Here is a 25,768-nt window from a genome sequence, read left to right as displayed (position 1 = left end):
AGGATATGTTCGACAATATTGCACCCAAGTATGACCTTTTGAACCATGTTTTATCCATGAAAATTGATGTTTTATGGAGAAATAAATTGGTAAATTGGATGAAAAATGACACCCCTCAGGAAGTGCTGGATGTGGCTACAGGAACGGGAGATCTGGCAATCACGATTGAAAAAGGAACCGGTGCAAAAGTAATTGGTTTAGATTTATCGCAACAAATGTTAAATGTTGGCGTTATTAAAATAAAAAAACTTAATTTAGACGGCAAAATTTCCATGCAGAAGGGGGATGCAGAAAATTTACCTTTCGAGGACAATAGATTTGACTCTGTTTCCGTTGCATTTGGAGTGAGAAATTTTGAAAATCTTACGAAAGGTTTATCAGAGTTAAGAAGAGTAGTTAAAGATAACAAAAGTGTTTTTATACTGGAGTTTTCAAAGGTTGAGGGGTTTTTGGGACCATTTTATATGTTTTATTTCAAAAATATATTACCTGCCATAGGGAGATTGGTTTCTAAAGATAATAGGGCATACACATACCTTCCGGATTCTGTAAATGCTTTTCCTTTTGGGGAAAAGATGAGACAAATTCTTTTAGATACAGGATTTAAGAAAGTTGAATATAAAAAACTAAGTTTAGGTATAGCCACAATTTACAAAGCAACAAAGTAACCTATGAATAAATTTTTATTAAGAGCACTGGTTTTAGCCTCAGTAAATATTGCAGTCTTTGCAGACGCGCAATTTAGAACCCGAAACAGGATGGATAAGTTGGAGCAGTTTGACCAACAAGTATTCAGCTGGGGTTTTTATCTGAATGGTAACAGACTAGACTACCGTATAGTACTCAATCCAAGATACGGTATGGATGGGAATTATAATCTCGTTTCGTCTAAATCAAGTTATAATTTTGGAGCCGGACTGATCGGAAAGTGGAGACTTAACGATTATCTTGATTTAAGAGCGGAACCAGGATTACAATTTGCTCAAAGGCAGTTGACTTTTAATACACAATCTAATGACCAGTATGCAGCTGGGACTTTAACCAATCCTCCATTTTTTCCTATTCCTTTAACTGAGAAAGATAAAGTGAGAGATGTGAAATCAACTTTGGTAGATATTCCCATCTTGTTGGAACTTCATGGGCACAGATGGTATAATTCAAGACCATATATAGCAGCAGGGGTGAACTATATTGTTAACCTGCAATCCAATTCAAGTTCTACGGATGATAATTTGCAGCAAGTGTTCAGATCTACTACGCATAATTTTGCATGGTCCGCAGAAATGGGAATTCAGTTTTACTTTAATAAATTCAAATTAACACCGGCGATCAGAGGAACGTTCATTATGAATAATGAAGTGGTTGCTGATAATGCCACGACACCTCCTTACTGGGCTGCAGCAATGTCTAGTTTACAGACAAGAGCAGTAATGTTTGTCTTGAAATTCGAATAAGAAATACACTTAAAATAAATCAAGGAGATGCTTTTGTATCTCCTTTTTTGTGCTTCATATCAAAATATAGAGAGTTTTATTTTTGTTAATGTTAATATTTTTATATTTTTGCTAATAGTTAGAATATATAAACCTGAAATGCTTCAAGATTTAGAAAACAATTTTTCAGAGCTGGAAAAAAAGATTTTGAATTTACATAAAAACTATCAGAATCTTACTGAGAAATTTACGGAATTAAATACAGAGCACGAGGAACTGAAGAAGAAGTATGATGATGAAAGAAAAAGAAGTCAGGTATTAGCAGAAGAACAAAAAAATATAAAACTTTATTCAGCAATATCAGGAAATCCTGAACACAATAGATTAATGAAAAACCATATCAACAGATTGGTAAAAGAAATTGATTTTTGTATTGCTCAGCTTCAAAACAGTGGATTATAATGGAGGTAAGGAGAATAACCATCAACATTGCAGGAAGAGTATATCCGCTGAATGTACCGGCAGCAGAGGAAGAAACTTTGCGTAAGGTAGGGAAGCAGATCGAAAATATGATTAAAGATTTTGAACAAAACTTCGATGTGAGAGATAAACAGGATGCTTTAGCGATGTGTGCCCTGAAATTGGGAACCAATGCTGAAGTCGTTTCTCTTAACTACGAAAAAAACATAAATTCAACCAACGAAAGATTAGCCAAAATTAATCAATCGTTGAATGAAATTGGGAAATAGATTTTTTTTCCTGAAAAGACTGCCTACAATAATTCTAACACATTAAAGGTAAACTCAACGCTAAACAATTACCGAACAAATGTCCATTGAATGGCGTGCCGGTTCTCCGGATTACAGACAGTGGAAATCAGTTCAAATCGTGTTGATTAGGAGTTTACTCTATATCACTGGATTATTGTGGGCTTTTTTTATTTTAATTAAATAGTTTAGACAATTAAAACTCAATATATATGACAACAGCCATAATAGTCGGCGTTATTTGTTTGGTGATTGGTGCGGTGATAGGGATGTTTTTCTCTATAAGCTCACTGAATACCAAAGCAAAATTTATTATAGATGATGCAAAGAAAAATGCCGAAAACCTTATAGAAAAAGCTAATGTACAAGCTGAATCCATAAAAAAAGAAAAAAACCTTCAAGCTAAAGAAAAGTTCCTTGAACTAAAATCTCAGCATGATGCAGATATCCAGGTTCGTGAAAAGAAGATGCAGGAGATTGAGAAAAGAACAAAGGATAAAGAACATAAGCTAAACGACGAGCTTAGTAAGACAGGAAAGCTTGAAAAGGATCTGGACAGACAAATTGCAGATTACGCTAAGAAAAACGAAATTTTAGAAAGAAAACAACAGGAACTAGATTCTGTAACTTCTAAAAAAGTTGAAATTCTGGAAAAGATTTCCAATTATACTGCTGAAGAAGCAAAAGTTGAATTGGTAGAATCGATGAAAGCAGAGGCTAAGACTAGAGCTCAAGCTCATGTTCAAAGCATTATGGAAGAAGCTCAGCTTAATGCAAAGAGTGAGGCCCGAAAAATCGTAATTCAAACGATCCAGAGAATCGGTACAGAACAGGCTATTGAAAACTCAGTATCGGTTTTCAATATTGAATCTGATGAAGTAAAAGGGAGAATTATCGGTAGAGAGGGTAGAAATATCCGTGCATTGGAAGCGGTAACAGGAGTTGAGATTATTGTAGATGATACTCCGGAAGCTATTCTTCTTTCATGTTTCGACCCTGTAAGAAGAGAGATTGCAAGACTATCGCTTCACAGATTGGTTACGGATGGGAGGATTCACCCTGCAAGAATTGAAGAAGTTGTTGAAAAAACAAGAAAACAAATTGAAGAGGAGATCATTGAAGTTGGTAAAAGAACTATTATAGACTTAGGAATTCATGGATTACACCCTGAATTGATTAAGATCGTAGGTAGAATGAAATACCGTTCTTCTTACGGACAAAATCTATTACAGCACTCCAGAGAAGTTGCCAACATTGCTGCAACCATGGCTGCTGAACTAGGATTAAATGTGAAACTGGCTAAAAGAGCAGGTCTTTTACATGATATTGGAAAAGTTCCTGAGCAGGAATCTGAACTTCCTCACGCATTGCTAGGTATGCAATGGGCTGAGAAGTATGGTGAAAACCCTGAAGTAATTAATGCTATCGGAGCTCACCACGACGAAGTTGAAATGACTTCTTTATTGTCTCCTATTATCCAGGTAGCCGATGCTATTTCCGGAGCAAGACCGGGGGCAAGACGCCAGGTATTGGAGTCTTATATTCAGAGACTGAAAGATCTTGAATCAGCAGCACTAAGCTTTGATGGTGTATCCAGCGCTTATGCGATTCAGGCAGGTAGAGAATTGAGAGTAATGGTAGAAAGCGGAAAAGTAAATGATGAAATTGCTTCTCAGCTGTCTTACGATATCTCTGAAAAGATTCAGAATGAATTAACTTATCCTGGACAAGTAAAAGTAACAGTGATCAGAGAGACGAGAGCTGTGAATATTGCGAGATAATAATTTAACAAAGATATTTTGTAAAAACCTTTCAAGAAATTGAAAGGTTTTTTATTTTTATCAAAATTTAAAAATGCAAGAACTATCCATGTCTTCAAAGCTGAAGTACATTTTCTCTATTCCTGTTATTATTTCTGCCTTAGGCTATTTTGTTGATATTTATGACCTGCTTTTGTTTGGTATTGTACGAATCCCTAGTTTAAAAGCATTAGGATTGAATCCGGACGTTGATGGTACCTTCATTTTGAACTGTCAGATGGTGGGGTTATTAATAGGAGGAGTTTTCTGGGGGATTTTTGGAGACAAAAAGGGAAGACTTTCTGTATTGTTCGGATCGATTCTGGTATATTCCCTGGCAAACATAGCCTGTGGTTTTTTGCCTTATTTTCCCAAAGAGAATTTAGTGTATCAATATGCCGCTCTAAGGTTCATTGCGGGGATTGGATTAGCCGGAGAGCTTGGAGCGGGAATAACGCTTGTTTCTGAAAGCCTGCCGAAGAATCTGAGAGCTATTGGAACGTCAGTAGTTGCCGGTTTTGGACTTATGGGAGCAGTAGTGGCTCAATTGACTGTAGAATTGGCGGGAAGCTGGAATATTTCTTATTTTATTGGTGGGGGACTAGGCGTTATGCTTCTTTTCTTAAGAATCAGTGTTTCGGAATCCGGGATCTATAAGAATATTGAACATGCTGCAACAGTTTCTAAAGGTAATTTTCTTTCCTTTTTTACCAATAAAGACCGCTTTATTCGGTATGTCAAATGTATTGCTGTCGGACTTCCGACCTGGTATTGTATCGGCATCTTAGCAGTTTTGGCCAATCAGTTTGCTCCGGAAATGGGGATTAAGGAAATCAATCCCGGAAAAGCAATTATGTGGGGATATGTAGGTATTTCTGTCGGGGATCTGTTGAGCGGTTTTATTTCGCATCTTCTGAAATCCAGAAAAATGGCTATTTTTTATATGTTGGCTTTTACTTTAGTAGGAGTAGTGATCATGCTTTTTGGAAATACGGATACGGAAACCAAGTATTATATTTTCTGTGTATGGCTAGGGTTGGGAACCGGATATTGGGCCATGTTTGTAACATTGGCTGCCGAACAGTTTGGAACCAATATCAGAAATACGGCTACAACTACAGTGCCTAATATGGTGAGGGGATTGGTTCCGGTGATGATCCTTGCATTTGATCTTCTTAAGAATAATTTTACAGTGATTATCAGCGCGGCAATAGTAGGAACTGTAGTTTTCGGATTGGCATTCTATTCAGCATTGACCATTTCTGAAACGCATAATAAAGACTTGGAATTTACAGAATGATGAATAGGTGTTTAATTAATTATATAAGTGTATTTCCTGTTTTTGGAATATTAACTATTACAAAATAAATAAATTATAAATTTTTTCATCAAACTATGTACTGAATATTATTTATTTGTTTAAATTTGAAATCACTAAACTATATTGTTCAATCTCAAAATCCAATCACATGTCAAACAACATTTTTAAAAACGCTAAAAAATTAAGGAAAGAAGAACTTAAAAACATCGTTGGTGGTGTAGATAAAAACCCAGACCTGTCTTTATGCGGTTGCAGCTGTTCAGGATCTGTTACAGGACCTAAATATTGTGTTCAATATATTGCTTGCCCACAAGTAGAAAATTGTTAATGATAGGCAAGTTTAAGAATTATTTCAGCTAGAGATAAACAAACATTTCCACATTTAATATACAAAGGTCTTTTGAGTATTCAAAAGGCCTTTGTTGCAATTAGTAGATGATGTAAACTAAACTTCCCACACTTATGGTAATCCATAAGAGGACAGCTGCTGTTAAAGGCTTTAAGCCTATTGTTTTTAATGTTTGCAGAGATAAGCTGGAACCGATGAAAAATAAGGTGAGGTTCAATCCTGATTTGGCTACAGCTGTTATCGATGAGCTGAACTGGTCAAAAAATGGGAAATACGTATTTAAAATAATAGCGAGTATAAAATATCCGATAAACCAGGGGATTTTAATTTTAGACTCTTTATTTTTAAAAATAAACATCGTGATCAAAGAAACCGGAATGATCCAAAGAGCCCGGGCTAGCTTTACAGTGGTGGCTATTTTTAAAGCTTCATCTCCATATTTACTCGCAGCTCCCACTACAGAACTGGTATCATGAATTCCAATAGCACACCACAGCCCGAATTGCTGTTGAGTCAGGTTTAAGGCATGACCAATTGCGGGATAAACAAACAAAGCAATAGAATTGAGGGTAAAAACAATGGCCAGAGCCAGGGAAATTTGTTTTGTACTGGGCTTGATAATAGGAGAGGTAGCCGCAATAGCACTTCCACCACATATTGCCGTACCTACGGAAATTAAATAAGATAATTGTTTTTCCAGTTTAAATGCTTTACCCAGAGCGTAACCTAAAACCATTACGGTTGAAATGCTGATGATCGTTAAAACAAATCCTGTTTTTCCTGCCTGCATGGCCTCATTGAGCTTTAATCCAAATCCAAGTCCGACGATGGATATCTGAAGCAATACATGAATATATTGATGAAGGTACTTTTCAAAGGGGTTTCCTAAAAATACAGCCAACATAAACCCCAGTGCTAAAGCAATCGGTGATGAAACTAATGGTGTGAGACAAAAAATGCTTAATCCTAAGAATGTAATCTTTTGGAATCTTTCATTTCGAATGAAATCTTTCATGTTCTATAAATTTTGAAATCTTAGGGCAAAATTCCAAAATTTATTATTACAAACTAAATTGTATTTTGTTATTAAAGATAACTTTTAGTTATAGATAGAATAGGGGTAGTTGCAATTAGTATTGGGAATTGTAAGGTGAAATCGCAAAATTGCTGAATTGCGAAATCGCTTTTATACAGGCCTATACCAACAATCCTCTATCTCTTAAACCTTGTATGTAAATCTTAATCTGAATGTCAAACCTCGCAACCAGAAACCTCTACCCAATAAACCTCAGGAAAAGTTTAATTAGCCCAGATTGTTCACCTTTTGGAAGGATATAATGAAAATTTCTTTCGATACTAAACCCCTTAATATCAATAATACTCAGCATATTATATTTCAATTCATTTAGTATTGTACTGATTGATAAAAATGCCATACATTCGGAATATAAAAGATAGCTTTTAATACTTTCGCTGCACCCTAACTGCATAATGATATTGAGGTCTTCCATATCGATATTCTTATCACGCAAACGATTTTGAATAAACTCCTGAGTTCCGGAGCCTTGTTCTCTTACCACTAAGTTCAGTTGAGACAGATCTTTAATACTTAAAGTTTTATTTGCTAAGGCCAATGGATGGTCAGATTTTGCAACAAGTACAATTTCATCAGCTTTAAAGGGCTGATAATCGAAATAAGAGGATTGAGATTCACCTTCGATAATCCCTAAATCAATCTTTCCCTCTTTCAAAAGAGTGGAAATTGTTTCTGTGTTGTAGGTCAACAGTTCGATTTTGATGTCTTTATAATAAGCATGGAATTTGGCTAAAATTTCAGGAAGGATATACTGAGCTATGGTGGTACTAGCTCCAATAATTAATTTACCTTTATGCTCAGCATTCAGCTGATATATTTCAAACTCAAGATCCCTGTACATATTCCGAATCTTTTCGGCATATGTATAGAGAACCGCTCCTCCGCGAGTAAGTTGAATAGATGTGCCTTTTCGGTCAAAGAGTTTAGTATTGAGCTGATTTTCTATTTCTTTGATATGCTTGGTAACTGCGGGTTGTGAAATATTCAATTCCTCAGAAGCTCTTGTGAAGCTCAGCCTGGACGCAACCGTATAAAAAACTTTTAGTCTGTAATCAAACATCTTGAGATTATAATTAAATATGAATATACAAACTTACTAATTTCACAAGTCGGAAAAGCATTTATCCTGATCACTTTCATACCTTCTGTTTTTAGCTTCACCAATTCTCTGTTTGCTGTAAATACTGTTACGCCCCGAAAGCAGATAAGAAACAATACAAGCAATTGCTACATATATCCCCGATTCAGCTCCAAACAGCTCAATACCCATCAGCATACAAGCTAAAGGAGTATTGGTAGCACCTGCAAAAACGGCTACAAATCCCATTCCTGCCAATAACCCTACAGGAAGTGGGATAAACAAAGATAAGGCACTTCCTAAAGTGGCTCCGATAAAGAACAGGGGAGTTACCTCACCGCCCTTAAAGCCGGCAGAAAGGGTAACAATAGTGAAGATCATTTTCAACAAAAAATCATACATGGGAAGTTGAGTTCCGAAAGATTCGAGAATGACAGGAATGCCTAACCCTATATATCGTGTGGTTCCCATGGCAAATACTGCAAGCGCCACGATAGTACCTCCGATAATCGGACGAAATGGAGGGAATTTAATTTTTGTTTTAAAAATATTGCCTATCCAATGGAGGGTTTTGCTGAATGTTGCAGCACATATCCCAAAAGCAATACCGGCGATAATACTATACAATAGAGGAAGAAATTCCAGTTTGGGAATAAAACCGATAGTGTAATGGGTGTGTTTTACCTGCCAAAGGTTGGTTGCCCAGTCAGCGAGGATAGCAGAAGCAAAAGCAGGGAAAATAGCATTATAACGGATTCTTCCGATTAAGAAAATTTCCAGTCCGAATACTGCTCCGGCTAAAGGGGTACCGAATACAGAGCCAAAACCGGCAGCAATTGCTGAGATAATTAATATTTTCCGCTCATTTTTGTCAAGCTTAAAAGGTTTGCTGAATTGATCAGCAATAGCTCCTGCCATTTGCAAGGCGGTTCCTTCACGACCTGCCGACCCTCCAAAGAAATGAGTAACCATAGTGCCCAGATAAACAAATGGCGCCATTCGGAAAGGAATAGTCTCTTTTGGATCATGAATATTGTCAATGAGTAAATTATTACCGGCTTCAACATCTTTACCCAGATAGTAGTATAAAAGGCCAATTAAAAATCCGCCTACTGGTAAAAAAGCGATGAGCCAGATATGGCTTTCTCTAAATTGAGTAGCCCATTGTAATGATTGTAGAAATCCGGCAGAAGCTGTTCCTATGAGCATTCCAATAATAATACTGATGCTAAACCACTTTAAAATGTAAGGAGCAGCAGGAAATCTTCTAAAGAAAAATCTTATGTGAAAATTAACTTTTTTACTTATTGTTTTTGGATGTTTAGACATAATAATCCTGATTAAATTACGGTTGATAATCTATTAATCAGGCGTCATCAGCTTATGTAAAGCGGTTGGGTAAGGAAGAACACCATTTCCTTTTATCATGACAAATATAATTATTATTTTGATAATTTGAAAAAAACATACTAAAGGAAAAACTACATTCCCTTATTTGAATTTAAATTATCTGTAATGTATGGCTTTATCAATTTCAATGGGGTTATTATATTTTCTGATAACCTCCTGCATACTTTTAGTCTGAGTATTTAATTCATCTACATTATGGATTTCTTTCCCGTTGATGTTAATATTGAGATTCGTATTGGTTTTGCTAAAGTTGGTTCTTTCAAATGCAAAAGGATCGTTATAAAACTCCATCATTAGCTTTTGTTTTTGTTTTTCATTAATGGGTACTGCTTTATTTCCGAAGTTGGATTCTATAAAATCTTCTGTGGAATAGATTCCAGATAACTTCTGGCTTTTTACCAAGTGATAAATGAAATTTTTATTGGAGTCTGACAGTTCAAAAATTAAGCCTGGTAATCCCCGAAATTTAAATGGCCCCTCATTAAACGGAATATCTTTGCAAAACCAGGCAGTCCAGTTTCTTCCTCCAAACTTTGTGGTAGCTTTTTGTAATGTGTAATTCTCAACTTTCTTGATTTCATCAGAGATGATCCAATTGATTTTATCAGTAGTTTTAAATGAGTAATACCCCATTTTTATATTGATGAAATTTTCGTTATCGAAAGAATTAATATTTCTTTTGATAATCTGTCCGGACATATCGGTATGGCTTGAATTCATTCCAAATTTTTTATTTAAGGAATCTGTTGTCATTAAATTCTGTCCGTAAAACTTGACTTCTTTTGGGGTGATATCCAAAATCATGTTCAGCTTTTCATGATGTGTTTCTGTAGAATCCATTTTAGACTGAAGCTCATAAATGAACCTATGGGTTTGTGACTGGAACCAAATGATCGTAAACAAAGCAGATAGTATAAAAATATTTTTCATGGTATTATATGATGTTTTATTATCAACTATGTTTTTATTGATGTCCTCCCTTTACCCTATTTTATTTCAATATATGGGTATCATATTTGTCTGGATTCTTATCTTACAAAAAAGGCTTCATTTCATCTTCAATCTGAGTTCTGAGCTCCATTAATCGCTTTGCATACTGCTCCTGTTGCTTATCCTCTTCAGATATTGGAATCCATTTGGGAACCGGAAGCTTTTTACCGTTTTCATCTACCGCAACAAAAACAATAATACAATGGGTTTTTTTGTCAAAAGTAGGTTGTTTTAGATTTCGTGAAAATACATTAATTGAAATATGCATACTAGAAGAGCCGGTATAGATTACCCGGGCCTCTACTTTTACAATTTCTCCGATTTTAATAGGCTCGTAAAAACGAATTCCGCCTACATAGACGGTCACGGAATAATTTCCGCTCCAGGTTGTTGCACAAGCATACCCTGCCTGGTCTATCCATTTCATTACACTCCCGCCGTGAACATTTCCTCCATAATTAACATCTGAGGGCTCTGAGATAAACTGAAAGGTAATTGGCTTGTTCTCCATTCTTATAAAATTTGAATAAAGATATTTAATAATTTTTAGAATCTTAGATTAAATCCTATTTTTGAAGACTAAAGCTTGCAAAAAGCTTTTTTGTCAAATAATAAAATGATAATAGATGATGAAAAAGGTATTTTATCTTAACACCTGCGATACCTGCAGAAAAATAATGGCGCAATTTGATCTTAACGGTTGGCAGCTTCGCGAAATAAAAAAAGAGCCTATTACCAAAGAAGAGTTGGCTGAAATGTATAAAAAGACAAAGTCTTACGAAGCATTATTCAGCAGAAAATCAACCCAGATCAAATTAAGGGAACTGGATGTAAAATCTTTGGAGGAAAAGGATTTTAAAAACCTTTTGCTGGATCACTATACGTTCCTGAAACGTCCTGTTTTCCTTACAGACAATGAAATTTTTGTAGGAAATGATAAGAAAAACGTAGAAGATCTTAAAGAATTCTTTGGAGTGAATTGATCGGATATTGTCGTTAAAACAATTTTAGATAAAAAGATTCTATTTAACTTATTTGATTTCAGTTGATTGTGAGGTTATTTTTTGAATCAAATATTTATTTTTTGTACAAAAAAAAGTATATTTGATAACACTAAAAACTATTACTATGATCACAAGTCTTAAAAAAATCAAAAACCTAAACAGGGCAGATCTAAAAGAGATCAATGGTGGGGCGATACCTCCGGTTAATTGCAACTTTTTATGCGGTGGTGCAGGGGGAGTGGTCTCCAATACACCAGGAGTTGGTGACGTCTGTACGCCGGACCGAAAGCTATGCTGTATTTGCTATTAAAAACAAAAAGAGGTTGTAGATATACAACCTCTTTTTGTTTTTAGTGAATTTGAAAGTAAATATCCATTTTGATCATTAGTTGAAAAAAATATTGTTTTCTTTTTTTTTTATGTTACTTTTTATTTATATTTTATTGTTTTTATTGTAAATTTTTTATTAATAATTTGTGTTTTATGTTATGATTGCTTTGTTTTCGGCTGTTAGTTGGTTATTTTGATGGGAAGTTCGTAAATTAGTGGGCGCAAGACATTGAATTTCTTTGCTCCCTTAAAAACACATTTATTCTTTTAAAATAAAATATAATTAAAACAGATTATGATGGAAAAACAATTCAATCCCGTAATTAAAGCTGTACAAAGCTTAAGGAAACTTTCTTTGGATATTAAGTCTACTAACAAGGAAATTAAAGAAAGTAGTGATAATGCAGTACAACAGATTGCTGAAGCTGGAAAATTAATTGCTACTTCTAATGATAGTATGGTTATTAATTTATGGATCAGGGAGAAAGCAAACGTAATGGAAAACATCACGGTATTGTTTGGAATTCTAGAAAATATTGAAAATAAATTCAACAATAAAGATACTTCAAATCTGACGGAAATCTGGGAGGCTCATAACCATTATAGAGAAACTGTAGTCGCAGGTTTAGAAAAATTAAAAAAAATTGGGGATGTCATTTTTGTCACAGAAAATCTTCAAAAATGGGATGGGATATGGCAGATAATTTCATTAAATGTTAATAAGATACTTTCAATAGCAGAAACCTATAAGTTGAAGCTGGCATTAATGGAAAGTTTAAAACCAGAAGAAATCGATACTTTAACAATGGATATTCTTAAATATATCCCTTGGAATTATTCAGATGACGAGGCATATAAATATGAGAAAGAATATTTACAAGCCTATAATGAATTGAAAGACTCTCAATCCAAGAAAAAAAGCCTATGGGATAAAGTTCTTGATGTTTTGGCGGGTGGTGTAGAAGAAACACCGGCTCACAGGGTACAGATGAGAAGATGGATGGACGGTACTTCTGTATAATAGTTTTTGGTTCTTTTATGAAAAGGGTTTAGAGCCTGTTTAAAAAAGTAATAATAAAAAATAGTAAGGGTTAAAAGTTGCATAAAAATTGTCATTTTAGAGTTGCAAAAGAAAAAAACATCAATGTATCCAACAGACTTAACCCAAACTCAGTGGCAATTTATAAAAAAAGCATTAGATTTTGATGACAGAAAACGAAAATATGATTTGGTTGTCATTTGGAATGCTATCAGTTATTTAGTAAAAACAGGCTGTCAATGGAGACTTTTACCTCATGATTTTCCCAAATGGCAATTGGTTTATTACTATTATTCAAAATGGTCAAATCTGGAGATTTTCGATTTATTATTATCAAAATTGAGAGAGGAAGTACGACGAAACAGGGGTCAGAAAGCGCAGGCAAGTTTAGGAATTATTGACAGTCAAAGTGTTCGTTGGGGAAATAACCGTTCACTCAATGGCTTTGACGGAGGTAAAAAAATAAAAGGAATCAAGAGACACGTTGTGGTAGACAAAAATGGTTTTTTGTTAGCCGTAATGGTAAGTGTAGCCAATGTTCATGACAGTAAGGCTGCATTGTTACTGATCAAAACACTGCGATATTTACTAATTCCGCTTCAGGTAATCCTGGCGGACGGAGGTTATAGAGGAGAGATTATTGAGGAAATAAGAATTAAGTTTAATTATATCATTCAGATCGTAATGCGGAGTGACAAAAAAGTAAAAGGGTTTGAGCCAATTCATAAACGATGGATTATAGAGCGTACATTTGCTTGGTTTGATAACGATAGAAGATTATGCAGAAATTATGAACTCTTAATGGAATCCTCTGAAAACATGGTCAAATTATCCGCCATAAAATTATTACTGAATAAAATTTAAACAGACTCTTAATTTATAATTATGGATTTCAAGATGCAATAGCCAGGGTATCGGAATGTTTTATATTTGCTATTGCCAAAATTATTATTATGATTACAATTTTCAGAAACTTAGACAGAGCAGATTTAAAATAAATGAATGGTGGGTGATACCTCCGGTTAATTGCAACTTTTATGCGGTGGCGCAGGGGGAGTGGTCTCCAATACACCAGGAGTTGGTGACGTCTGTACTCCGGACCGAAAGCTATACCGTACTTGTCTTTAACGCAAATACATTATTCCTGCCACGAATGCGCAAGTAAATGAATTCAGGAATTCGTGACTAAATAAAAAATAAGCTATCTCAAAACTGAGATAGCTTATTTTTATATCAATAGAATTTTTTATCTAAACAAAAGGAGCCTTAACTACTTTTGCAGGAATATTTTTATTTCTAACCTGGATAAAGATTTCTGAACCTAATTTGAAATGAGGCTTATCAACATACGCTAATCCTAAACCAACTTTTTTCATTGGTGACTGCGTTCCTGAAGTCACTTTTCCGATAACATTTCCTTCTGCATCCACTACAGGATAGTCGTGTCTTGGAACTCCTTTATCCTCAAGCTCAAAACCAACCAGTTTTCTGGTGATACCTTCTTCTTTTTGCTTTGCAAAAATATCTTTTGAAACGAAATCTTTATCAAATTTGGTAATCCATCCTAATCCTGCTTCAATAGGAGAAGTAGTATCGTCGATATCATTTCCATACAGACAGAATCCTTTTTCTAATCTTAACGTATCTCTTGCAGCTAATCCGCAAGGAATAATGCCTTCTTCTTCTCCTGCTTTGATGATTGCATCCCAAAGTGTTTCAGCATTTTCATTTTTAAAATAGATTTCAAATCCGCCGCTTCCGGTATATCCAGTGTTTGAAATAATGATATCATTAGCTCCTGCAAGTGATCCCACTGTGAAGTGATAATAAGGAATTTCAGACAGATTAACGTCAGTAAGCTTTTGAAGAATTTCCGTAGCTTTCGGACCTTGTACAGCTAAAAGAGACATTTCATCTGAAGCATTGGTCATTGTAGCTCCGAAAGTATTGTATTTTGAAATATGATCCCAGTCTTTATCAATATTTGATGCATTGACAACCACAAAGTATTTTTCATCTTCCATTTTGTAAACAATAAGATCGTCTACAATTCCTCCGTTTTCGTTAGGAAGACAAGAGTATTGAGCTTTTCCTTTTTCAAGAACATCTACATTATTGGTGGTAACCAATTGTAAAAGATCTCTGGCGCCCGGTCCTTCGATAAAAAATTGTCCCATGTGAGAAACATCGAAAATTCCCGCTTTTTCTCTTACTGCAAAATGTTCTTCCGTAACTCCGGAATATTGCACAGGCATCTCAAAGCCTGCGAAAGGTACTATTTTCGCTCCCAAAGAAACGTGTTTGTCGTACAAGGCTGTTTTCTTCATTTTTTATTTTATTTCTTTATTTTAAAACTGTTGAAAGTCTCGTTGAAAAGGTTCATGTAGTTTCCATTCCAGTATTTCTGTCCGCAATTAATGGTAATAAGGAATAGCTCTTTGTCTTTCTGGAAGACCCTGGTAATCCAGAAAAGCTTTTCCTGCTCATCAAAATACTCATAGTAGTATTCCGTATATCCTTTTTTACCTTTGTTAGTTTTTACTTTACTTTCATCATCATTAGACTTGTAAAGGGCAAGGACGAATTTTTTGATTTCTTCTTTCGGAATAGCCAGATCATGATATTCGGAAATGGTAATGGCTCCTATTTCATTGACCGGAAAGATATTGACAATCTCATTGTCATTAGTTGCTTTCCATCCTTCAGGAACATTAATTGAATAGCTGGAATTTTCATAAGTCTTTGTTTTCTGGGCAAATGAAAAATATCCAAGCAAAAACGTTAATACGATTATTGTATTTTTTATCATCTAAAAATGGTGTTTATATTCCTCCAGAATGATTTTAAACCATTCTGTAAAATTCTGGGGATTTTCAGATATTTCTCTGTCGAGATCTTCCATAGAAATGTATCTTACTTCCTCTACTTCTTTTTTATTTAGGTTGAATTCAGCAGCATAATTTCCTGTGAATACATGATCTAATTCATGTTCCCAAAGGCCACCGCCAACATCTGCTTTATAAATAAAATTGAATTTTTCTGAAAGTTCTGTGTCTATTCCCAACTCTTCCTTTACTCTGCGCTTTGCTCCTTCCAGGTAAGTTTCACCAATTCTCGGATGTGAGCAAACGGCATTGGTCCACTGGTTAGGAGAATGGTATTTTTCCGAAGCCCTTTTTTGTAAAAGCATCTCACCTTTATCATTAAATAAAAATACGGAAAACGCACGGTGTAGCAAGCCGTTAATGTGAGCCTGCTGCTTTTCCATCAAACCTAAAACATCATCTTCAGGGTTTACTAAGACTACGAATTCTTCCATTACTACAAATGTAAGTCTTATAAATGTATTTTGGAAATTTTTGGTAAAACATCATAGAGATGCTTACAGGAGAAATGTAAAATAGATAAAAACCTGGGTTTCAATATTTACATTTCTTGGTTTTTATGAAAAAACAGAAAAATTTTAATCATAATTGTATAACTGACAAGATTAATGTTTATTTTATTCATTAAATAGTATTTATTGTAGTTTAATTTAAACATAAACTAAGTTTAACAATCCTCTTTCCTGTAAAAATTGTAACTTCGCAATTCAAATTTTAATGATGGAGTTAGATTATATCGAACATATAAGTCCTATACTGAAGGACGGAGTGAAAAATTACCTAATAGATATTGACGGAACCATTACAGATGATGTTCCTAACGAAGAGCCCGAGAGAATGGTTACCTGTGAGCCTTATCCTGATGCTCTGGAAACAATTAATAAATGGTATGACGAAGGTCATCAGATCTGTTTTTTTACTTCAAGAACCGAGAATTTAAAACAAATTACCATTGACTGGCTGGATAAACACGGATTTAAATATCACAGTGTATTATGCGGAAAACCAAGAGGAGGTAATTATCACTGGATAGACAATCATCTGGTGAGAGCAACACGATATAAAGGTAAGTTTACTGATTTGGTTGAGAAACAAGTTACCATTGAAGTTTTTAAAGACTAAGTATAATAAATGAGCCTAAGGGTGCATTTATCCAAATTCAAAAAATATAAAAGTTCTACATGAAAGTTTTAGCAAATGACGGTCTGGATCAATCTGGAATTGATGCATTAACTGAAAAGGGGTTTGAAGTAATCACGACAAAAGTTCCACAGGAGTTTTTAGTAGATTATATCAATGAACATAAGGTTCGTACTTTACTGGTTCGCAGTGCAACGCAGGTAAGGAAGGATATTATTGATAACTGCCCATCTATTGAGATTATCGGTAGAGGTGGGGTTGGTATGGATAATATTGATGTAGACTATGCAAGAGAAAAAGGAATTCACGTTATCAATACTCCGGCCGCTTCATCAGAGTCGGTTGCTGAGCTGGTCTTTGCACACTTGTTTTCCGGAGCAAGATTTTTGCAGGATTCCAACAGAAAAATGCCTGTAGTAGGAGATAGTGAGTTTGCAGCTCTTAAGAAATCATATGCTAAAGGAATTGAACTAAGAGGTAAGACCATTGGTATCATTGGGATGGGAAGAATCGGACAAGAGGTGGCCAGAATTGCTTTAGGTTTGGGAATGAGAGTGGTTGCTGCAGATAATAATGTAGGAAGAGCGAGTATCAAAGTAAAATTCTATAACAATCAGTTTATCAATGTAGATATTGAAACAGAACCATTGCAGGAAGTATTAAAACATTCAGACTTTATTACCCTTCATGTTCCGGCTCAAAAAGATGGATATATGATTGGTAAAAACGAATTGAATATGATGAAGGATGGGGTAGCTATTGTTAATTGTTCAAGAGGCGGAGTCATTGATGAAGCTGCTTTAATTGAAGCTTTAGACTCAGGAAAAGTAAAGTTTGCGGGACTGGATGTATTCATTAATGAACCAACGCCTTCTAAAGAAATTCTGAATCATTCAAAGATTTCGTTAACCCCTCATACGGGAGCATCAACATTAGAAGCACAGGATAGAATAGGTCTTTCCCTGGCTGATCAGATTTCAAGTATTTTACAGATTCACTAATTTTACTTAGTGTAACAATAATAAAAGAAAACACCTCAATTCAATTGAGGTGTTTTTTTATTTATATGTTATTTTTGCTTTTTAGCAAGTCTCTGATTTCTGTTAGTAATTTTTGGTCATCAGTAGGTCCGGCAGGAGCGGCTTCTTCTTTTGGTTTTGACATCTTGTTGATTCCTTTAATCATCATAAATAGAACAAGAGCAATACATAAGAAGTTAATAACTGCTGCTAAAAAGTTACCATAAGTAACTCCATTCCAAACTAATGATTTGATATTCTCAGCACCTGCAGCTTTCAAAGCAGGATTCAGTAAAAGAGGTGTAACAACGTCTTCTACAAATGACGAAACAATTTTTCCAAAGGCTGCACCGATGATAACCCCTACCGCTAGATCAATGACATTGCCTTTGACTGCAAATTCCTTAAATTCTTTTAGAAATCCCATAATTTATTTTTTTAATGTTGTGTTGCACAAATATAATTAAAATTGTTATTTTTTATTCTTTTACAGGACATTTATTTGCGTTTATCTATAAAAAATATTGTTTCCTTGGTCTATTTAAATATTAAATGACTTCCGCTGTTCGATTAGGGATTAATAGAAAATATTTTATAAATTAGACTCCATACTAATACGACATGAAAATATTTACGACGAAGCAAATAAAAGAATGCGATGAGTTTACTATTTTAAACGATCAGATTTCTTCTATAAGGCTAATGGAAAGGGCTGCACAATCGTGTGTGAGCTGGATAACAGAAAACTGTAAAAATCACAATAAGTTTGCTGTTTTCTGCGGAAAAGGGAATAATGGAGGGGATGGGCTTGCTATTGCAAGGCTATTATACTTAAAGGGCTTTGATGTAGATGTGTTTATCAATGGTTCAAAACCGGAGTTTTCTGATGATGCACAGGTGAATTTTGAAAGACTGGAAGGGATTTCCGGAGTTTCGATAAAAAAATTCAATGAAGTTGAACAGAATAACCTTGGTTCCAATACCATTATTATTGATGCACTTTTCGGAACCGGTTTATCAAAAGAACTGGAAGAGGAGTACAAGGAACTTGTGGATCAATTGAATGGGATTGATTTGGTTAAAATATCTATTGACATTCCATCCGGACTTTTTGCAGATACTGTTTCCAATGATAATTCAACCATTTTTAAAGCAGATTACACGTTGAGCTTCCAGTTCTGGAAGAGAAGTTTTTTACATCCTGAAACCGGTTATTTTACTGGGAAGGTAGAAATTCTGGATATTGAACTGAGCGAAGATTATATTTCTGCTGCAGATACCGGTTATTTTGTCATTGATGAGAAACTTATTAAAAGAACCTTTAGACCCAGACAGGATTTTGCTCACAAAGGAACTTACGGTAAGATAACAATGATTGCAGGAAGCTTTGGGAAAATTGGGGCAGCAGTGCTTTCAACCCGATCTGCTCTGAGAGCAGGTGCTGGTCTTACTTTTACGCTTGCTCCGGGATGCGGCTATGAAATTTTGCAAAGTTCATGTCCTGAAGCCATGTTTATTAAAGGAGGGGATCAGCACATTGATCACTTTGAGAAGGATGACGATTCGGTTTATGGAGTTGGACCTGGTTTAGGAACCCATCCGGAAACACAAAAAAGTCTTCTGCAATTTTTGAAGACTTATTCAAAGCCATTGGTTTTAGATGCTGATGCTCTAAATATTATTGCTGAAAATAAGAAAAACTTAAAATTGTTCCCTAAAGGGTCTGTTATTACTCCCCATCCAAAAGAATTTGAACGATTATTCGGAGCAACAGAAAACTCTTTCGAAAGATTAGAGCTGGCTCGTAATAAAGCTCAGGAATTCCAGATTTATATTGTTTTAAAAGATCATCATACACAGGTTATTACGCCTGAAGGTAAGGTCTATTATAATGTAACAGGAAATTCAGGACTGGCTAAAGGAGGAAGTGGAGATATTCTGACCGGAGTTTTAGCCTCATTGCTGGCTCAGGGATATTCTGAAAAAGAAGCTGCTTTATTTGGCGTTTGGCTGCATGGAAAAGCTGCTGATCTTGCCGCTGAAAAACATTCCAAAGAATCAATGCTTCCGAATGACGTTGTTAATGAATTCGGAAACGTTTTTGAAAGAGTGAATAGAAGAGTTGCTATAAAATTATAAGCATCCTACTTTCATACCCGATTTAGAATGTATATCAAAAACAAAAAAGCCACAATTCAATTGTGGCTTTTTTGTTTTATTTTGAAATTCAATTACTCTGGCTTAGCATTTTCTGCCTGAGTGATTTTGAACTTTTTAGACATGAACATGATCACAACTCCTGCAATCATAAAAGGAATAGACAGCACCTGACCTGTGTTTAGACCACCCATTTGAATAAACTCATCACCCTGAGGCTCTTTTAGGAACTCTACAAAGAATCTTATCGCCCAAAGGATAATAAAGAACAAACCAAATAACCATCCCTGCTGGTATTTTTTGTCTGTCTTTTTATAAAGAACCCATAGGAGTATAAACAGACAGATGTATCCGAAAGCTTCAAAAAGCTGAGTTGGATAACGCGGGACTGTTATCCCATATTCGCTGCTCTGTTGTGGGAAAAGCAATGCAAATGGTGAATTAGGATCTACTGGCTTCCCTACGATTTCCGAGTTGAAAAAATTACCCATTCTCACAAAAGCGCCTCCAAGAGATACTACGATTCCCAATCTGTCATATACCCAGAAAGGATTCTTTTTAATAATTTTAAAACAATAATAAAGGGTTGTTAAGATTAATGCGATCGTTGCACCATGGCTAGCCAATCCTGAGAATCCTGTGAATTTAAATCCATTTTTTGTACTTATGGGTAAAAAGACACTCCAGAAGTCTTCTTTGAATAATTCCGGCTGGTAGAAAATAACATGCCCTAATCTTGCACCAAGAATAGTTCCTATCAGAGTCCACGTGAAAAGAGGCTCTAAATATTTTTGGTTAACGTTGTCAATTTTAAAGATCTTTGTCATTAAAATATAACCAAATCCAAAAGCGAAAATGAACATCAGACTGTAAAAATGTAAAGTAACGGGTCCTAGTTTAATTCCGTTAGATGGATCCCATATTTTAAATGGAGTTTCAAGTTCCACCTGGTCAGATGCACTTATAGGCTTATCAGATTTTACAGCATATTTAAATGTTTGAATGTTTTCAGAAGTAGCTGCAGTTTGAATTAATTTAAAATTTTTATCAAAAAACTGATAGTTTTCACTTTTAAACTTGCTTAAAATCAAAGAGCTGAAGTTGTAATAAGCAGGTTCGAAGTTGGATTTATTCAGAATTACCAAAACATTCTGGTCGATTTTTTTCCCTGCAAAGGCATCTAAATCACTAACCTCCGTTGTGGTAAAGATTTTTACGGGGATTTCCGTAGTGTTTACTTTTAGTGTTCCGTCAGATAAACCGCCGGGATATTCCTGTGCGAAAAAACATTGGGTTATGAATGCAAATACGACAAGGTAAATTCTGAAAAAAATATTACTCATTTCTATTTTTTTGATAGTTTATGTATTGAATTTTTAATTTTAGGGGGAACTGGATCGTATCCACTTCCTCCCCATGGGTGACATTTTAAAATCCTTCTAATCCCTAGCCATAAACCCTTAAAAATGCCATGTGTCTGCAAAGCCTCCACCATATAATGTGAACAGGTGGGTTCATAACGGCAGTTTTTCGGAAGTAAGGGCGAAATAAACCATTGGTAGAATTTGATTAAAATTACCAAAGGAAATGTTATGATTTTATGGATTGTAAGTTTCAAAACAATGCAAAAATAGGGTAAAAAAATGAAAATTAGTTTAAATTTGTTATAAGTTTAAGGATCGATAAACCTGAGGCTGTTCAACAAAAATTGTAAAATATCTTGAATCAAAATATTCCATTAGCTGAAAAATTAAGACCCAAAACTCTGGATGAAGTACTTGGGCAGGAACATCTTACCGGTGAAAAAGGAACCATAAGAAAGATGATTGAAAATGACGCCCTGAATTCTTTGATTTTTTGGGGACCACCCGGAACGGGGAAAACAACCCTAGCGGAAATAATTTCTGAAAAATCCGGAAGAAAATTTTATAAGCTATCTGCTGTTTCTTCTGGCGTTAAAGACGTTAGAGATGTTATTGACGAAGCTAAAAAACAAAATTTATTTTCAGGGAAGTCACCGATCTTGTTTATTGACGAGATTCATCGTTTTAATAAGTCTCAGCAGGATTCGTTGTTGCATGCAGTAGAAAAAGGGTGGATTGTGCTGATTGGTGCAACCACAGAAAATCCCAGTTTTGAAGTCGTTTCAGCTTTGCTTTCCAGAAGCCAGGTGTATATATTGAAAGCGTTGAGTTATGAAAAGCTGGAAGAACTTGTGGATATAGCGTCAAAGAGATACAATGATGATGAGAATACGGATTTTAAATTTATAGAAAAAGAAGCGCTGATCCAATATTCCGGAGGTGATGCCCGAAAGCTAATTAATTCGGTTGAGCTGGTTCTAAACCAGTATAAAAATTCCGATCTGAAAGAAGTGTCCAATGAAGATGTTCTTGCGATTCTTCAGGAGACCATGGCACTATATGATAAAAACGGAGAACAACATTATGATATTATTTCGGCATTTATAAAGTCAATGCGGGGGAGTGATCCTAATGGAGCTGTATATTGGCTGGCAAGGATGATTGCCGGTGGAGAGGATATTAAATTTATTGCCAGAAGGATGCTTATTCTGGCTGCTGAGGATATTGGCCTTGCCAATCCTAATGCACTGGTTGTTGCTAATAATTGTTTTCAGGCGGTTAATGTCATTGGTAATCCGGAAGCAAGGATTATTTTAAGTGAAGCAGCTGTGTATCTTGCGGTGTCACCCAAAAGTAATTCTGCTTATATGGCTATTAATGATGCTTTAGCATTAGTGAAACAAACGGGAAATCTGCCTGTTCCGTTACATCTTAGAAATGCTCCTACCAAACTGATGAAAGATCTGAATTATGGCAAAGAGTATAAGTATGCACATTCTTATGAAGGCAGCTTTGTGAATCAGGATTTTCTTCCCGAAGAGATTAAAGATGTAAAGCTATATGAGCCGGGAAATAATGCAACCGAGAAAAAGATTTATGAAGAGCTTAAGAAAAAGTGGAATAATAAATATTAGATATTAAAATTAAAAGGATACTCAATTTGAATATCCTTTTTTATTTAAATATAATGTTGAAATCTATTTCTGAGTAGTGCTGATAAACAATGATTTTTTTCCATTGTAATCTTTTACTTCTGTTTTTGCTAGAATGTCTCCAAAAACAAGAGTGTCTGTATTAGCGAATTCATAGCCTTCAATAATTACCGGATTGTCCTGAGGTAGATTATTCTGTTTGTTAAGCTCTGATAAAGTGATTCGGTCTAAATTTTCATAACCTTTTTTTAGCTTGAATTCTGCGAATCCGTTTTCTGCAATATTGCTGAACTTCTTAAGATTCTGTGGAAGGGTAGCAGGAGTTTTATAAACGTGCATACTTTGAATGAAATCTGATTTGTCCTTAAACATATCTATTGTACCGACAATATCATTAGCTACTGCAAATTTAACAGCAGGATTCTTCTGACCGAATATACAAACAGAAGAAAATAATAAAAAAGAGTAGAATATTTTTTTCATAATCATTGAATAAGTAACTATTAAAAACTTGTTAAATATAATTGTTTTTTATAAAATATGAATGAAAAATTATGATAATTTGAAAATTTTATATAAATAAAACGTTTTGTTAGGATTTTAAATTTTCATGTTCAATGTTCTCTTCTTTTTTTTCAACCAGATTTCTAATGATGTTTTTTAATCTTTGAAACATGAAGGAGCTTAATAATAAAATAACTCCTAATAGAATAAATGCAATGATCCTGGAAATATTATCCATTTTCCAGACATCATATGCGTATAGCTTTACAATCATAACAGCAATGAGGGTAAATCCTATCTTGCTAAGCTCATTAAGATCTTTTTTCAAGCCCATATAAATAAAAGCACTAGCAAGAACGGCCCATATGATGGGTAAATATAAAATACTAAAGTGTTTTTGTGAAGGATAGAAATTTGAAATATTTTCGACATTTCCTAGCATGTACCCATGATAAAGTTCGTAGCTGATGACCATAATTATAGTACAGGAAACCATCCAATATGATAGTTTTGTTGTAAAGAAATGAAGTTGTGGTAAAAGTCTCCAGCATAGATATATAAAAGGAATTAAATATAATAGATATACGCCGTAAATTGTTTTTGGAACCTCTTTCGATATAATCGAGGATATGAGTTCTGAAGCGTATACGGAAACATGAGCTGCAATAAGTAATAACACAATATAAGCAAACCCGGTTTTGAATTGTTCGCTCATTTCCATTTTTTTACTTAACAATAGCAGGATGAAACTATAATATATACTAAGTAATAATGCAAAATTAAGAGTTATAACAAAAGGTTTTCCTGAAAGCTGATAGGCCATTTCAAACAACAGAGCGAAGTAAATAATTGCATAACTGAATATTTTGAATAAGCTTTCAAAAAAAACGTTCCGCTGGTTATCGGATTCTGGAACTTGTCTGAATAATACTAAATTAAATAGAGTTGTTATAATGGTGACTGTACTTGTTAAGAATAATGGATTAAAAATTACCGTGAGCTGTTTGGAGGTGAAATATTGTGACCATGTTACCAACTGAGCTATGATGACCAATGGAAATAATATATAAAAGCATGTCCTGAATATATTGATTTTTGTCTTCTTCCAGATAAAAAGAAGAAGGGTGGCTTCTATAGCCCATATGCTGGTAATGAGATGAGTTTTAAACTGTAAAGCAACCGCAATTGTAATAAGACTTATCGTAATACCTGCAAAAACAGAATAATGAATTCCAAAGTTCTTAGTTCGGTACTCTCTGAAAAGTAAACACCCGTTGATCACTGCAAAGATAATAGGGAATAAGTTAACTGGCTCATAACCTAATGTATTGAATAGGTAAACCAGTCCTAATGTATTAAAGGAATTGATAAGGATCAATAATAAGATATCAGCAGTAGAGGGTGTGTTTTTTCTGATATAATCTTGTAGGGCAAATAAATAGAAAATAATATAATTGAAAAGATAAAAATAGATACTCAGGAGTTCGGTCTTTTCAACGGTCCAGTATAATAAATATAAGGAAGTAAAAATGAATGAGACCCAGCCGACGCTTTTCCAGTGCTTTAAGAAAACAATGATAAGCATGCCGATATTTAACACCGATAAATAGGTAAATAAAAATACATAATTACTTGTTCCGTTACTGATCATTAAAGGAGCTAAAAAGCCACCTACTAATGAAAAGATGATGAGTACTTCACTTTTATAATAGTAGGAAAGGACAATAGACCGAAGCGTAATCAGACAGGTAATGGTAAATGCTGTATTCAGAGAAAATAAATGATATTCTCTGAACGCTATCGTAGTAGTAAAATATAAAATAGCAACACCTCCACCCAAAATGATTGATGAGAAGATCGTATAATTTTTCCTTAGGAAATGGCCGATAATAAGTATTGCTGCTCCTATGGAAAACCCAATTCCCACTCTGGCAAGTTCTCCAATCCAGTTTTTATCAATAGCATACTTTACAAAATAGCCAATCCCAAGAACAAGCGTGAATATGCCAATAATAGCTAAAATGTTTTGCTTGAAAAAAGTAACGATGGGATTGAACCAATCTTTTTGGCTGACAGGAATGTTTTCTTCAGACAGTCTTTGGTTTTGAGAAATAGATTGGGTATCTGATTGTGTCTGTGGGGTGCTTAATATTTCCCTTGTATCGCTTTGTTCTTTTTTTATTTCAGATATTACATTTCCCTTTGGTGTACCTCTTTGCAGATCAGAAATTTTGTTTTCGAGTTTCCGTATTTTATTATTTAAATGATTGTAAATAAATACAATCACTATAATTAATAGAATAAAGAGGGAATTTTCCATGCCTACATTTGTTTTATCAAATATAATTAAATGTTTGGAATACCTAGTTATATACAATTAATCCATCATACTTGAGCATGATGGATTAATGGTGTATAGTGATTAAATTGT

28 protein-coding genes and 1 riboswitch are annotated in these 25,768 nt (G+C 34.6%); of the genes, 15 read left to right on the top strand and 13 right to left on the bottom strand.

The genetic code is table 11. The annotated features are described in order from the left end of the window. Positions 1-5: 5 nt before the first annotated feature. From ubiE to CJF12_RS07230, 7 genes are all read left to right on the top strand, one after another. Positions 6-668 carry a bifunctional demethylmenaquinone methyltransferase/2-methoxy-6-polyprenyl-1,4-benzoquinol methylase UbiE gene (gene ubiE / locus CJF12_RS07260; protein ID WP_262485058.1) on the top strand — a complete coding sequence of 221 codons (663 nt, stop codon included), beginning with the start codon at positions 6-8 and terminating at the stop codon, positions 666-668. Between the two features lie 3 nt (positions 669-671). After that, positions 672-1,454: a type IX secretion/gliding motility protein PorT/SprT gene (gene porT, locus CJF12_RS07255; RefSeq protein ID WP_034687628.1), complete on the top strand. Its 783-nt coding sequence runs from the start codon at positions 672-674 to the stop codon at positions 1,452-1,454. Between the two features lie 138 nt (positions 1,455-1,592). Further along, the gene (locus CJF12_RS07250) at positions 1,593-1,895 is read left to right on the top strand and encodes a hypothetical protein (RefSeq protein WP_034687630.1); all 303 of its coding nucleotides are present in this window, start codon (positions 1,593-1,595) and stop codon (positions 1,893-1,895) included. Continuing rightward, positions 1,895-2,182, top strand: a complete 288-nt coding sequence (locus CJF12_RS07245) for a cell division protein ZapA (protein WP_034687632.1) — start codon at positions 1,895-1,897, stop codon at positions 2,180-2,182. The genes CJF12_RS07250 and CJF12_RS07245 overlap by 1 nt, the downstream gene beginning before the upstream one ends. Positions 2,183-2,412: 230 nt before the next feature. Then, positions 2,413-3,981, top strand: a complete 1,569-nt coding sequence (gene rny / locus CJF12_RS07240) for a ribonuclease Y (protein WP_034687635.1) — start codon at positions 2,413-2,415, stop codon at positions 3,979-3,981. 73 nt (positions 3,982-4,054) lie between these two features. Continuing rightward, positions 4,055-5,299, top strand: coding sequence for an MFS transporter (locus tag CJF12_RS07235; protein ID WP_034687637.1), 1,245 nt, complete (start codon positions 4,055-4,057; stop codon positions 5,297-5,299). 169 nt (positions 5,300-5,468) lie between these two features. Next, positions 5,469-5,648 (top strand): hypothetical protein, encoded by a 180-nt coding sequence (locus tag CJF12_RS07230; RefSeq protein WP_084675689.1) that lies wholly within the window; start codon positions 5,469-5,471, stop codon positions 5,646-5,648. Positions 5,649-5,748: 100 nt separating this feature from the next. Here CJF12_RS07230 and CJF12_RS07225 read toward each other — a convergent pair whose 3' ends face one another. The 5 genes from CJF12_RS07225 to CJF12_RS07205 form a co-directional block, all read right to left on the bottom strand. Then, positions 5,749-6,684 (bottom strand): YeiH family protein, encoded by a 936-nt coding sequence (locus CJF12_RS07225; protein WP_034687639.1) that lies wholly within the window; start codon positions 6,682-6,684, stop codon positions 5,749-5,751. A 259-nt stretch (positions 6,685-6,943) separates the two neighbouring features. Beyond that, on the bottom strand, positions 6,944-7,825 hold the full coding sequence (locus tag CJF12_RS07220) for a LysR family transcriptional regulator (protein ID WP_034687641.1): 882 nt from the start codon (positions 7,823-7,825) through the stop codon (positions 6,944-6,946). 42 nt (positions 7,826-7,867) lie between these two features. After that, positions 7,868-9,172, bottom strand: a complete 1,305-nt coding sequence (locus tag CJF12_RS07215; protein WP_084675690.1) for a voltage-gated chloride channel family protein — start codon at positions 9,170-9,172, stop codon at positions 7,868-7,870. A gap of 31 nt (positions 9,173-9,203) precedes the next feature. Then, a riboswitch (Fluoride riboswitch) is annotated at positions 9,204-9,271 on the bottom strand. A 78-nt stretch (positions 9,272-9,349) separates the two neighbouring features. Further along, positions 9,350-10,183, bottom strand: coding sequence for a GLPGLI family protein (locus CJF12_RS07210; protein WP_084675691.1), 834 nt, complete (start codon positions 10,181-10,183; stop codon positions 9,350-9,352). 103 nt (positions 10,184-10,286) lie between these two features. Further along, positions 10,287-10,754: an acyl-CoA thioesterase gene (locus CJF12_RS07205; RefSeq protein ID WP_034687642.1), complete on the bottom strand. Its 468-nt coding sequence runs from the start codon at positions 10,752-10,754 to the stop codon at positions 10,287-10,289. Positions 10,755-10,872: 118 nt separating this feature from the next. On the opposite strand from CJF12_RS07205, the gene CJF12_RS07200 reads away from it, so the two are divergent. The 4 genes from CJF12_RS07200 (at position 10,873) to CJF12_RS07190 (ending at position 13,480) form a co-directional block, all read left to right on the top strand. Next, on the top strand, positions 10,873-11,226 hold the full coding sequence (locus CJF12_RS07200) for an arsenate reductase family protein (protein ID WP_034687657.1): 354 nt from the start codon (positions 10,873-10,875) through the stop codon (positions 11,224-11,226). A 145-nt stretch (positions 11,227-11,371) separates the two neighbouring features. After that, positions 11,372-11,557 (top strand): hypothetical protein, encoded by a 186-nt coding sequence (locus CJF12_RS19875; protein WP_131329595.1) that lies wholly within the window; start codon positions 11,372-11,374, stop codon positions 11,555-11,557. 315 nt (positions 11,558-11,872) lie between these two features. Further along, positions 11,873-12,598: a hypothetical protein gene (locus CJF12_RS07195; protein ID WP_034687645.1), complete on the top strand. Its 726-nt coding sequence runs from the start codon at positions 11,873-11,875 to the stop codon at positions 12,596-12,598. Between the two features lie 123 nt (positions 12,599-12,721). Further along, positions 12,722-13,480: an IS5 family transposase gene (locus CJF12_RS07190; RefSeq protein WP_095591055.1), complete on the top strand. Its 759-nt coding sequence runs from the start codon at positions 12,722-12,724 to the stop codon at positions 13,478-13,480. 386 nt (positions 13,481-13,866) lie between these two features. Here CJF12_RS07190 and gcvT read toward each other — a convergent pair whose 3' ends face one another. The 3 genes from gcvT to idi are packed head-to-tail and all read right to left on the bottom strand — an operon-like array spanning position 13,867 to position 15,935. Then, positions 13,867-14,943, bottom strand: coding sequence for a glycine cleavage system aminomethyltransferase GcvT (gene gcvT, locus CJF12_RS07185; RefSeq protein WP_034685678.1), 1,077 nt, complete (start codon positions 14,941-14,943; stop codon positions 13,867-13,869). 8 nt (positions 14,944-14,951) lie between these two features. Then, the gene (locus CJF12_RS07180; protein WP_034685677.1) at positions 14,952-15,425 is read right to left on the bottom strand and encodes a hypothetical protein; all 474 of its coding nucleotides are present in this window, start codon (positions 15,423-15,425) and stop codon (positions 14,952-14,954) included. Continuing rightward, positions 15,426-15,935 (bottom strand): isopentenyl-diphosphate Delta-isomerase, encoded by a 510-nt coding sequence (gene idi / locus CJF12_RS07175; protein ID WP_034685676.1) that lies wholly within the window; start codon positions 15,933-15,935, stop codon positions 15,426-15,428. Positions 15,936-16,218: 283 nt separating this feature from the next. Between idi and CJF12_RS07170 the strand changes: the two genes are divergently transcribed. Next, positions 16,219-16,623, top strand: a complete 405-nt coding sequence (locus CJF12_RS07170; RefSeq protein WP_394336995.1) for an LNS2 domain-containing protein — start codon at positions 16,219-16,221, stop codon at positions 16,621-16,623. A gap of 59 nt (positions 16,624-16,682) precedes the next feature. Beyond that, positions 16,683-17,642 (top strand): D-2-hydroxyacid dehydrogenase, encoded by a 960-nt coding sequence (locus CJF12_RS07165; RefSeq protein WP_034685674.1) that lies wholly within the window; start codon positions 16,683-16,685, stop codon positions 17,640-17,642. A 61-nt stretch (positions 17,643-17,703) separates the two neighbouring features. Here the strand turns inward: CJF12_RS07165 and mscL are convergent, their stop codons facing one another. Next, entirely contained in the window at positions 17,704-18,087 is a 384-nt protein-coding gene (gene mscL, locus CJF12_RS07160; RefSeq protein ID WP_034685672.1) for a large conductance mechanosensitive channel protein MscL, read from the bottom strand. A 194-nt stretch (positions 18,088-18,281) separates the two neighbouring features. Between mscL and CJF12_RS07155 the strand changes: the two genes are divergently transcribed. Next, positions 18,282-19,799 carry a bifunctional ADP-dependent NAD(P)H-hydrate dehydratase/NAD(P)H-hydrate epimerase gene (locus tag CJF12_RS07155; RefSeq protein ID WP_034685670.1) on the top strand — a complete coding sequence of 506 codons (1,518 nt, stop codon included), beginning with the start codon at positions 18,282-18,284 and terminating at the stop codon, positions 19,797-19,799. Between the two features lie 92 nt (positions 19,800-19,891). Here CJF12_RS07155 and lgt read toward each other — a convergent pair whose 3' ends face one another. Both lgt and yidD read right to left on the bottom strand, forming a co-directional pair. Beyond that, on the bottom strand, positions 19,892-20,680 hold the full coding sequence (gene lgt / locus CJF12_RS07150; protein WP_262485057.1) for a prolipoprotein diacylglyceryl transferase: 789 nt from the start codon (positions 20,678-20,680) through the stop codon (positions 19,892-19,894). Between the two features lie 482 nt (positions 20,681-21,162). Continuing rightward, positions 21,163-21,435 (bottom strand): membrane protein insertion efficiency factor YidD, encoded by a 273-nt coding sequence (yidD, locus tag CJF12_RS07145; protein ID WP_051887324.1) that lies wholly within the window; start codon positions 21,433-21,435, stop codon positions 21,163-21,165. A 102-nt stretch (positions 21,436-21,537) separates the two neighbouring features. Between yidD and CJF12_RS07140 the strand changes: the two genes are divergently transcribed. Continuing rightward, a complete protein-coding gene (locus CJF12_RS07140; protein WP_034685668.1) occupies positions 21,538-22,815 on the top strand; it encodes a replication-associated recombination protein A in 1,278 nt (425 codons plus the stop codon). 63 nt (positions 22,816-22,878) lie between these two features. Here CJF12_RS07140 and CJF12_RS07135 read toward each other — a convergent pair whose 3' ends face one another. Further along, complete coding sequence (locus tag CJF12_RS07135) at positions 22,879-23,316, bottom strand: hypothetical protein (RefSeq protein ID WP_034685690.1); 438 nt, start codon at positions 23,314-23,316, stop codon at positions 22,879-22,881. Positions 23,317-23,425: 109 nt separating this feature from the next. Then, positions 23,426-25,657 carry a DUF2339 domain-containing protein gene (locus tag CJF12_RS07130; protein ID WP_034685666.1) on the bottom strand — a complete coding sequence of 744 codons (2,232 nt, stop codon included), beginning with the start codon at positions 25,655-25,657 and terminating at the stop codon, positions 23,426-23,428. Positions 25,658-25,768 lie beyond the last annotated feature (111 nt).

This window comes from Chryseobacterium piperi, from assembly GCF_002285635.2.
In the GTDB taxonomy this organism is placed as follows: Bacteria; Bacteroidota; Bacteroidia; order Flavobacteriales; family Weeksellaceae; genus Chryseobacterium; species Chryseobacterium piperi.
Note: the sequence above shows the minus strand (reverse complement) of the source record. Positions and strands in the feature narration are given on the sequence as shown.

Bases quoted from the DNA above. Each gene is read 5' to 3' on its own strand.
- ubiE (WP_262485058.1), top strand. From the start codon at position 6: ATGTTCGACAATATTGCACCCAAGTATGACCTTTTGAACCATGTTTTA.
- porT (WP_034687628.1), top strand. From the start codon at position 672: ATGAATAAATTTTTATTAAGAGCACTGGTTTTAGCCTCAGTAAATATT.
- CJF12_RS07250 (WP_034687630.1), top strand. From the start codon at position 1,593: ATGCTTCAAGATTTAGAAAACAATTTTTCAGAGCTGGAAAAAAAGATT.
- CJF12_RS07245 (WP_034687632.1), top strand. From the start codon at position 1,895: ATGGAGGTAAGGAGAATAACCATCAACATTGCAGGAAGAGTATATCCG.
- rny (WP_034687635.1), top strand. From the start codon at position 2,413: ATGACAACAGCCATAATAGTCGGCGTTATTTGTTTGGTGATTGGTGCG.
- CJF12_RS07235 (WP_034687637.1), top strand. From the start codon at position 4,055: ATGCAAGAACTATCCATGTCTTCAAAGCTGAAGTACATTTTCTCTATT.
- CJF12_RS07230 (WP_084675689.1), top strand. From the start codon at position 5,469: ATGTCAAACAACATTTTTAAAAACGCTAAAAAATTAAGGAAAGAAGAA.
- CJF12_RS07225 (WP_034687639.1), bottom strand. From the start codon at position 6,684: ATGAAAGATTTCATTCGAAATGAAAGATTCCAAAAGATTACATTCTTA.
- CJF12_RS07220 (WP_034687641.1), bottom strand. From the start codon at position 7,825: ATGTTTGATTACAGACTAAAAGTTTTTTATACGGTTGCGTCCAGGCTG.
- CJF12_RS07215 (WP_084675690.1), bottom strand. From the start codon at position 9,172: ATGTCTAAACATCCAAAAACAATAAGTAAAAAAGTTAATTTTCACATA.
- CJF12_RS07210 (WP_084675691.1), bottom strand. From the start codon at position 10,183: ATGAAAAATATTTTTATACTATCTGCTTTGTTTACGATCATTTGGTTC.
- CJF12_RS07205 (WP_034687642.1), bottom strand. From the start codon at position 10,754: ATGGAGAACAAGCCAATTACCTTTCAGTTTATCTCAGAGCCCTCAGAT.
- CJF12_RS07200 (WP_034687657.1), top strand. From the start codon at position 10,873: ATGAAAAAGGTATTTTATCTTAACACCTGCGATACCTGCAGAAAAATA.
- CJF12_RS19875 (WP_131329595.1), top strand. From the start codon at position 11,372: ATGATCACAAGTCTTAAAAAAATCAAAAACCTAAACAGGGCAGATCTA.
- CJF12_RS07195 (WP_034687645.1), top strand. From the start codon at position 11,873: ATGATGGAAAAACAATTCAATCCCGTAATTAAAGCTGTACAAAGCTTA.
- CJF12_RS07190 (WP_095591055.1), top strand. From the start codon at position 12,722: ATGTATCCAACAGACTTAACCCAAACTCAGTGGCAATTTATAAAAAAA.
- gcvT (WP_034685678.1), bottom strand. From the start codon at position 14,943: ATGAAGAAAACAGCCTTGTACGACAAACACGTTTCTTTGGGAGCGAAA.
- CJF12_RS07180 (WP_034685677.1), bottom strand. From the start codon at position 15,425: ATGATAAAAAATACAATAATCGTATTAACGTTTTTGCTTGGATATTTT.
- idi (WP_034685676.1), bottom strand. From the start codon at position 15,935: ATGGAAGAATTCGTAGTCTTAGTAAACCCTGAAGATGATGTTTTAGGT.
- CJF12_RS07170 (WP_394336995.1), top strand. From the start codon at position 16,219: ATGATGGAGTTAGATTATATCGAACATATAAGTCCTATACTGAAGGAC.
- CJF12_RS07165 (WP_034685674.1), top strand. From the start codon at position 16,683: ATGAAAGTTTTAGCAAATGACGGTCTGGATCAATCTGGAATTGATGCA.
- mscL (WP_034685672.1), bottom strand. From the start codon at position 18,087: ATGGGATTTCTAAAAGAATTTAAGGAATTTGCAGTCAAAGGCAATGTC.
- CJF12_RS07155 (WP_034685670.1), top strand. From the start codon at position 18,282: ATGAAAATATTTACGACGAAGCAAATAAAAGAATGCGATGAGTTTACT.
- lgt (WP_262485057.1), bottom strand. From the start codon at position 20,680: ATGTTCATTTTCGCTTTTGGATTTGGTTATATTTTAATGACAAAGATC.
- CJF12_RS07135 (WP_034685690.1), bottom strand. From the start codon at position 23,316: ATGAAAAAAATATTCTACTCTTTTTTATTATTTTCTTCTGTTTGTATA.
- CJF12_RS07130 (WP_034685666.1), bottom strand. From the start codon at position 25,657: ATGGAAAATTCCCTCTTTATTCTATTAATTATAGTGATTGTATTTATT.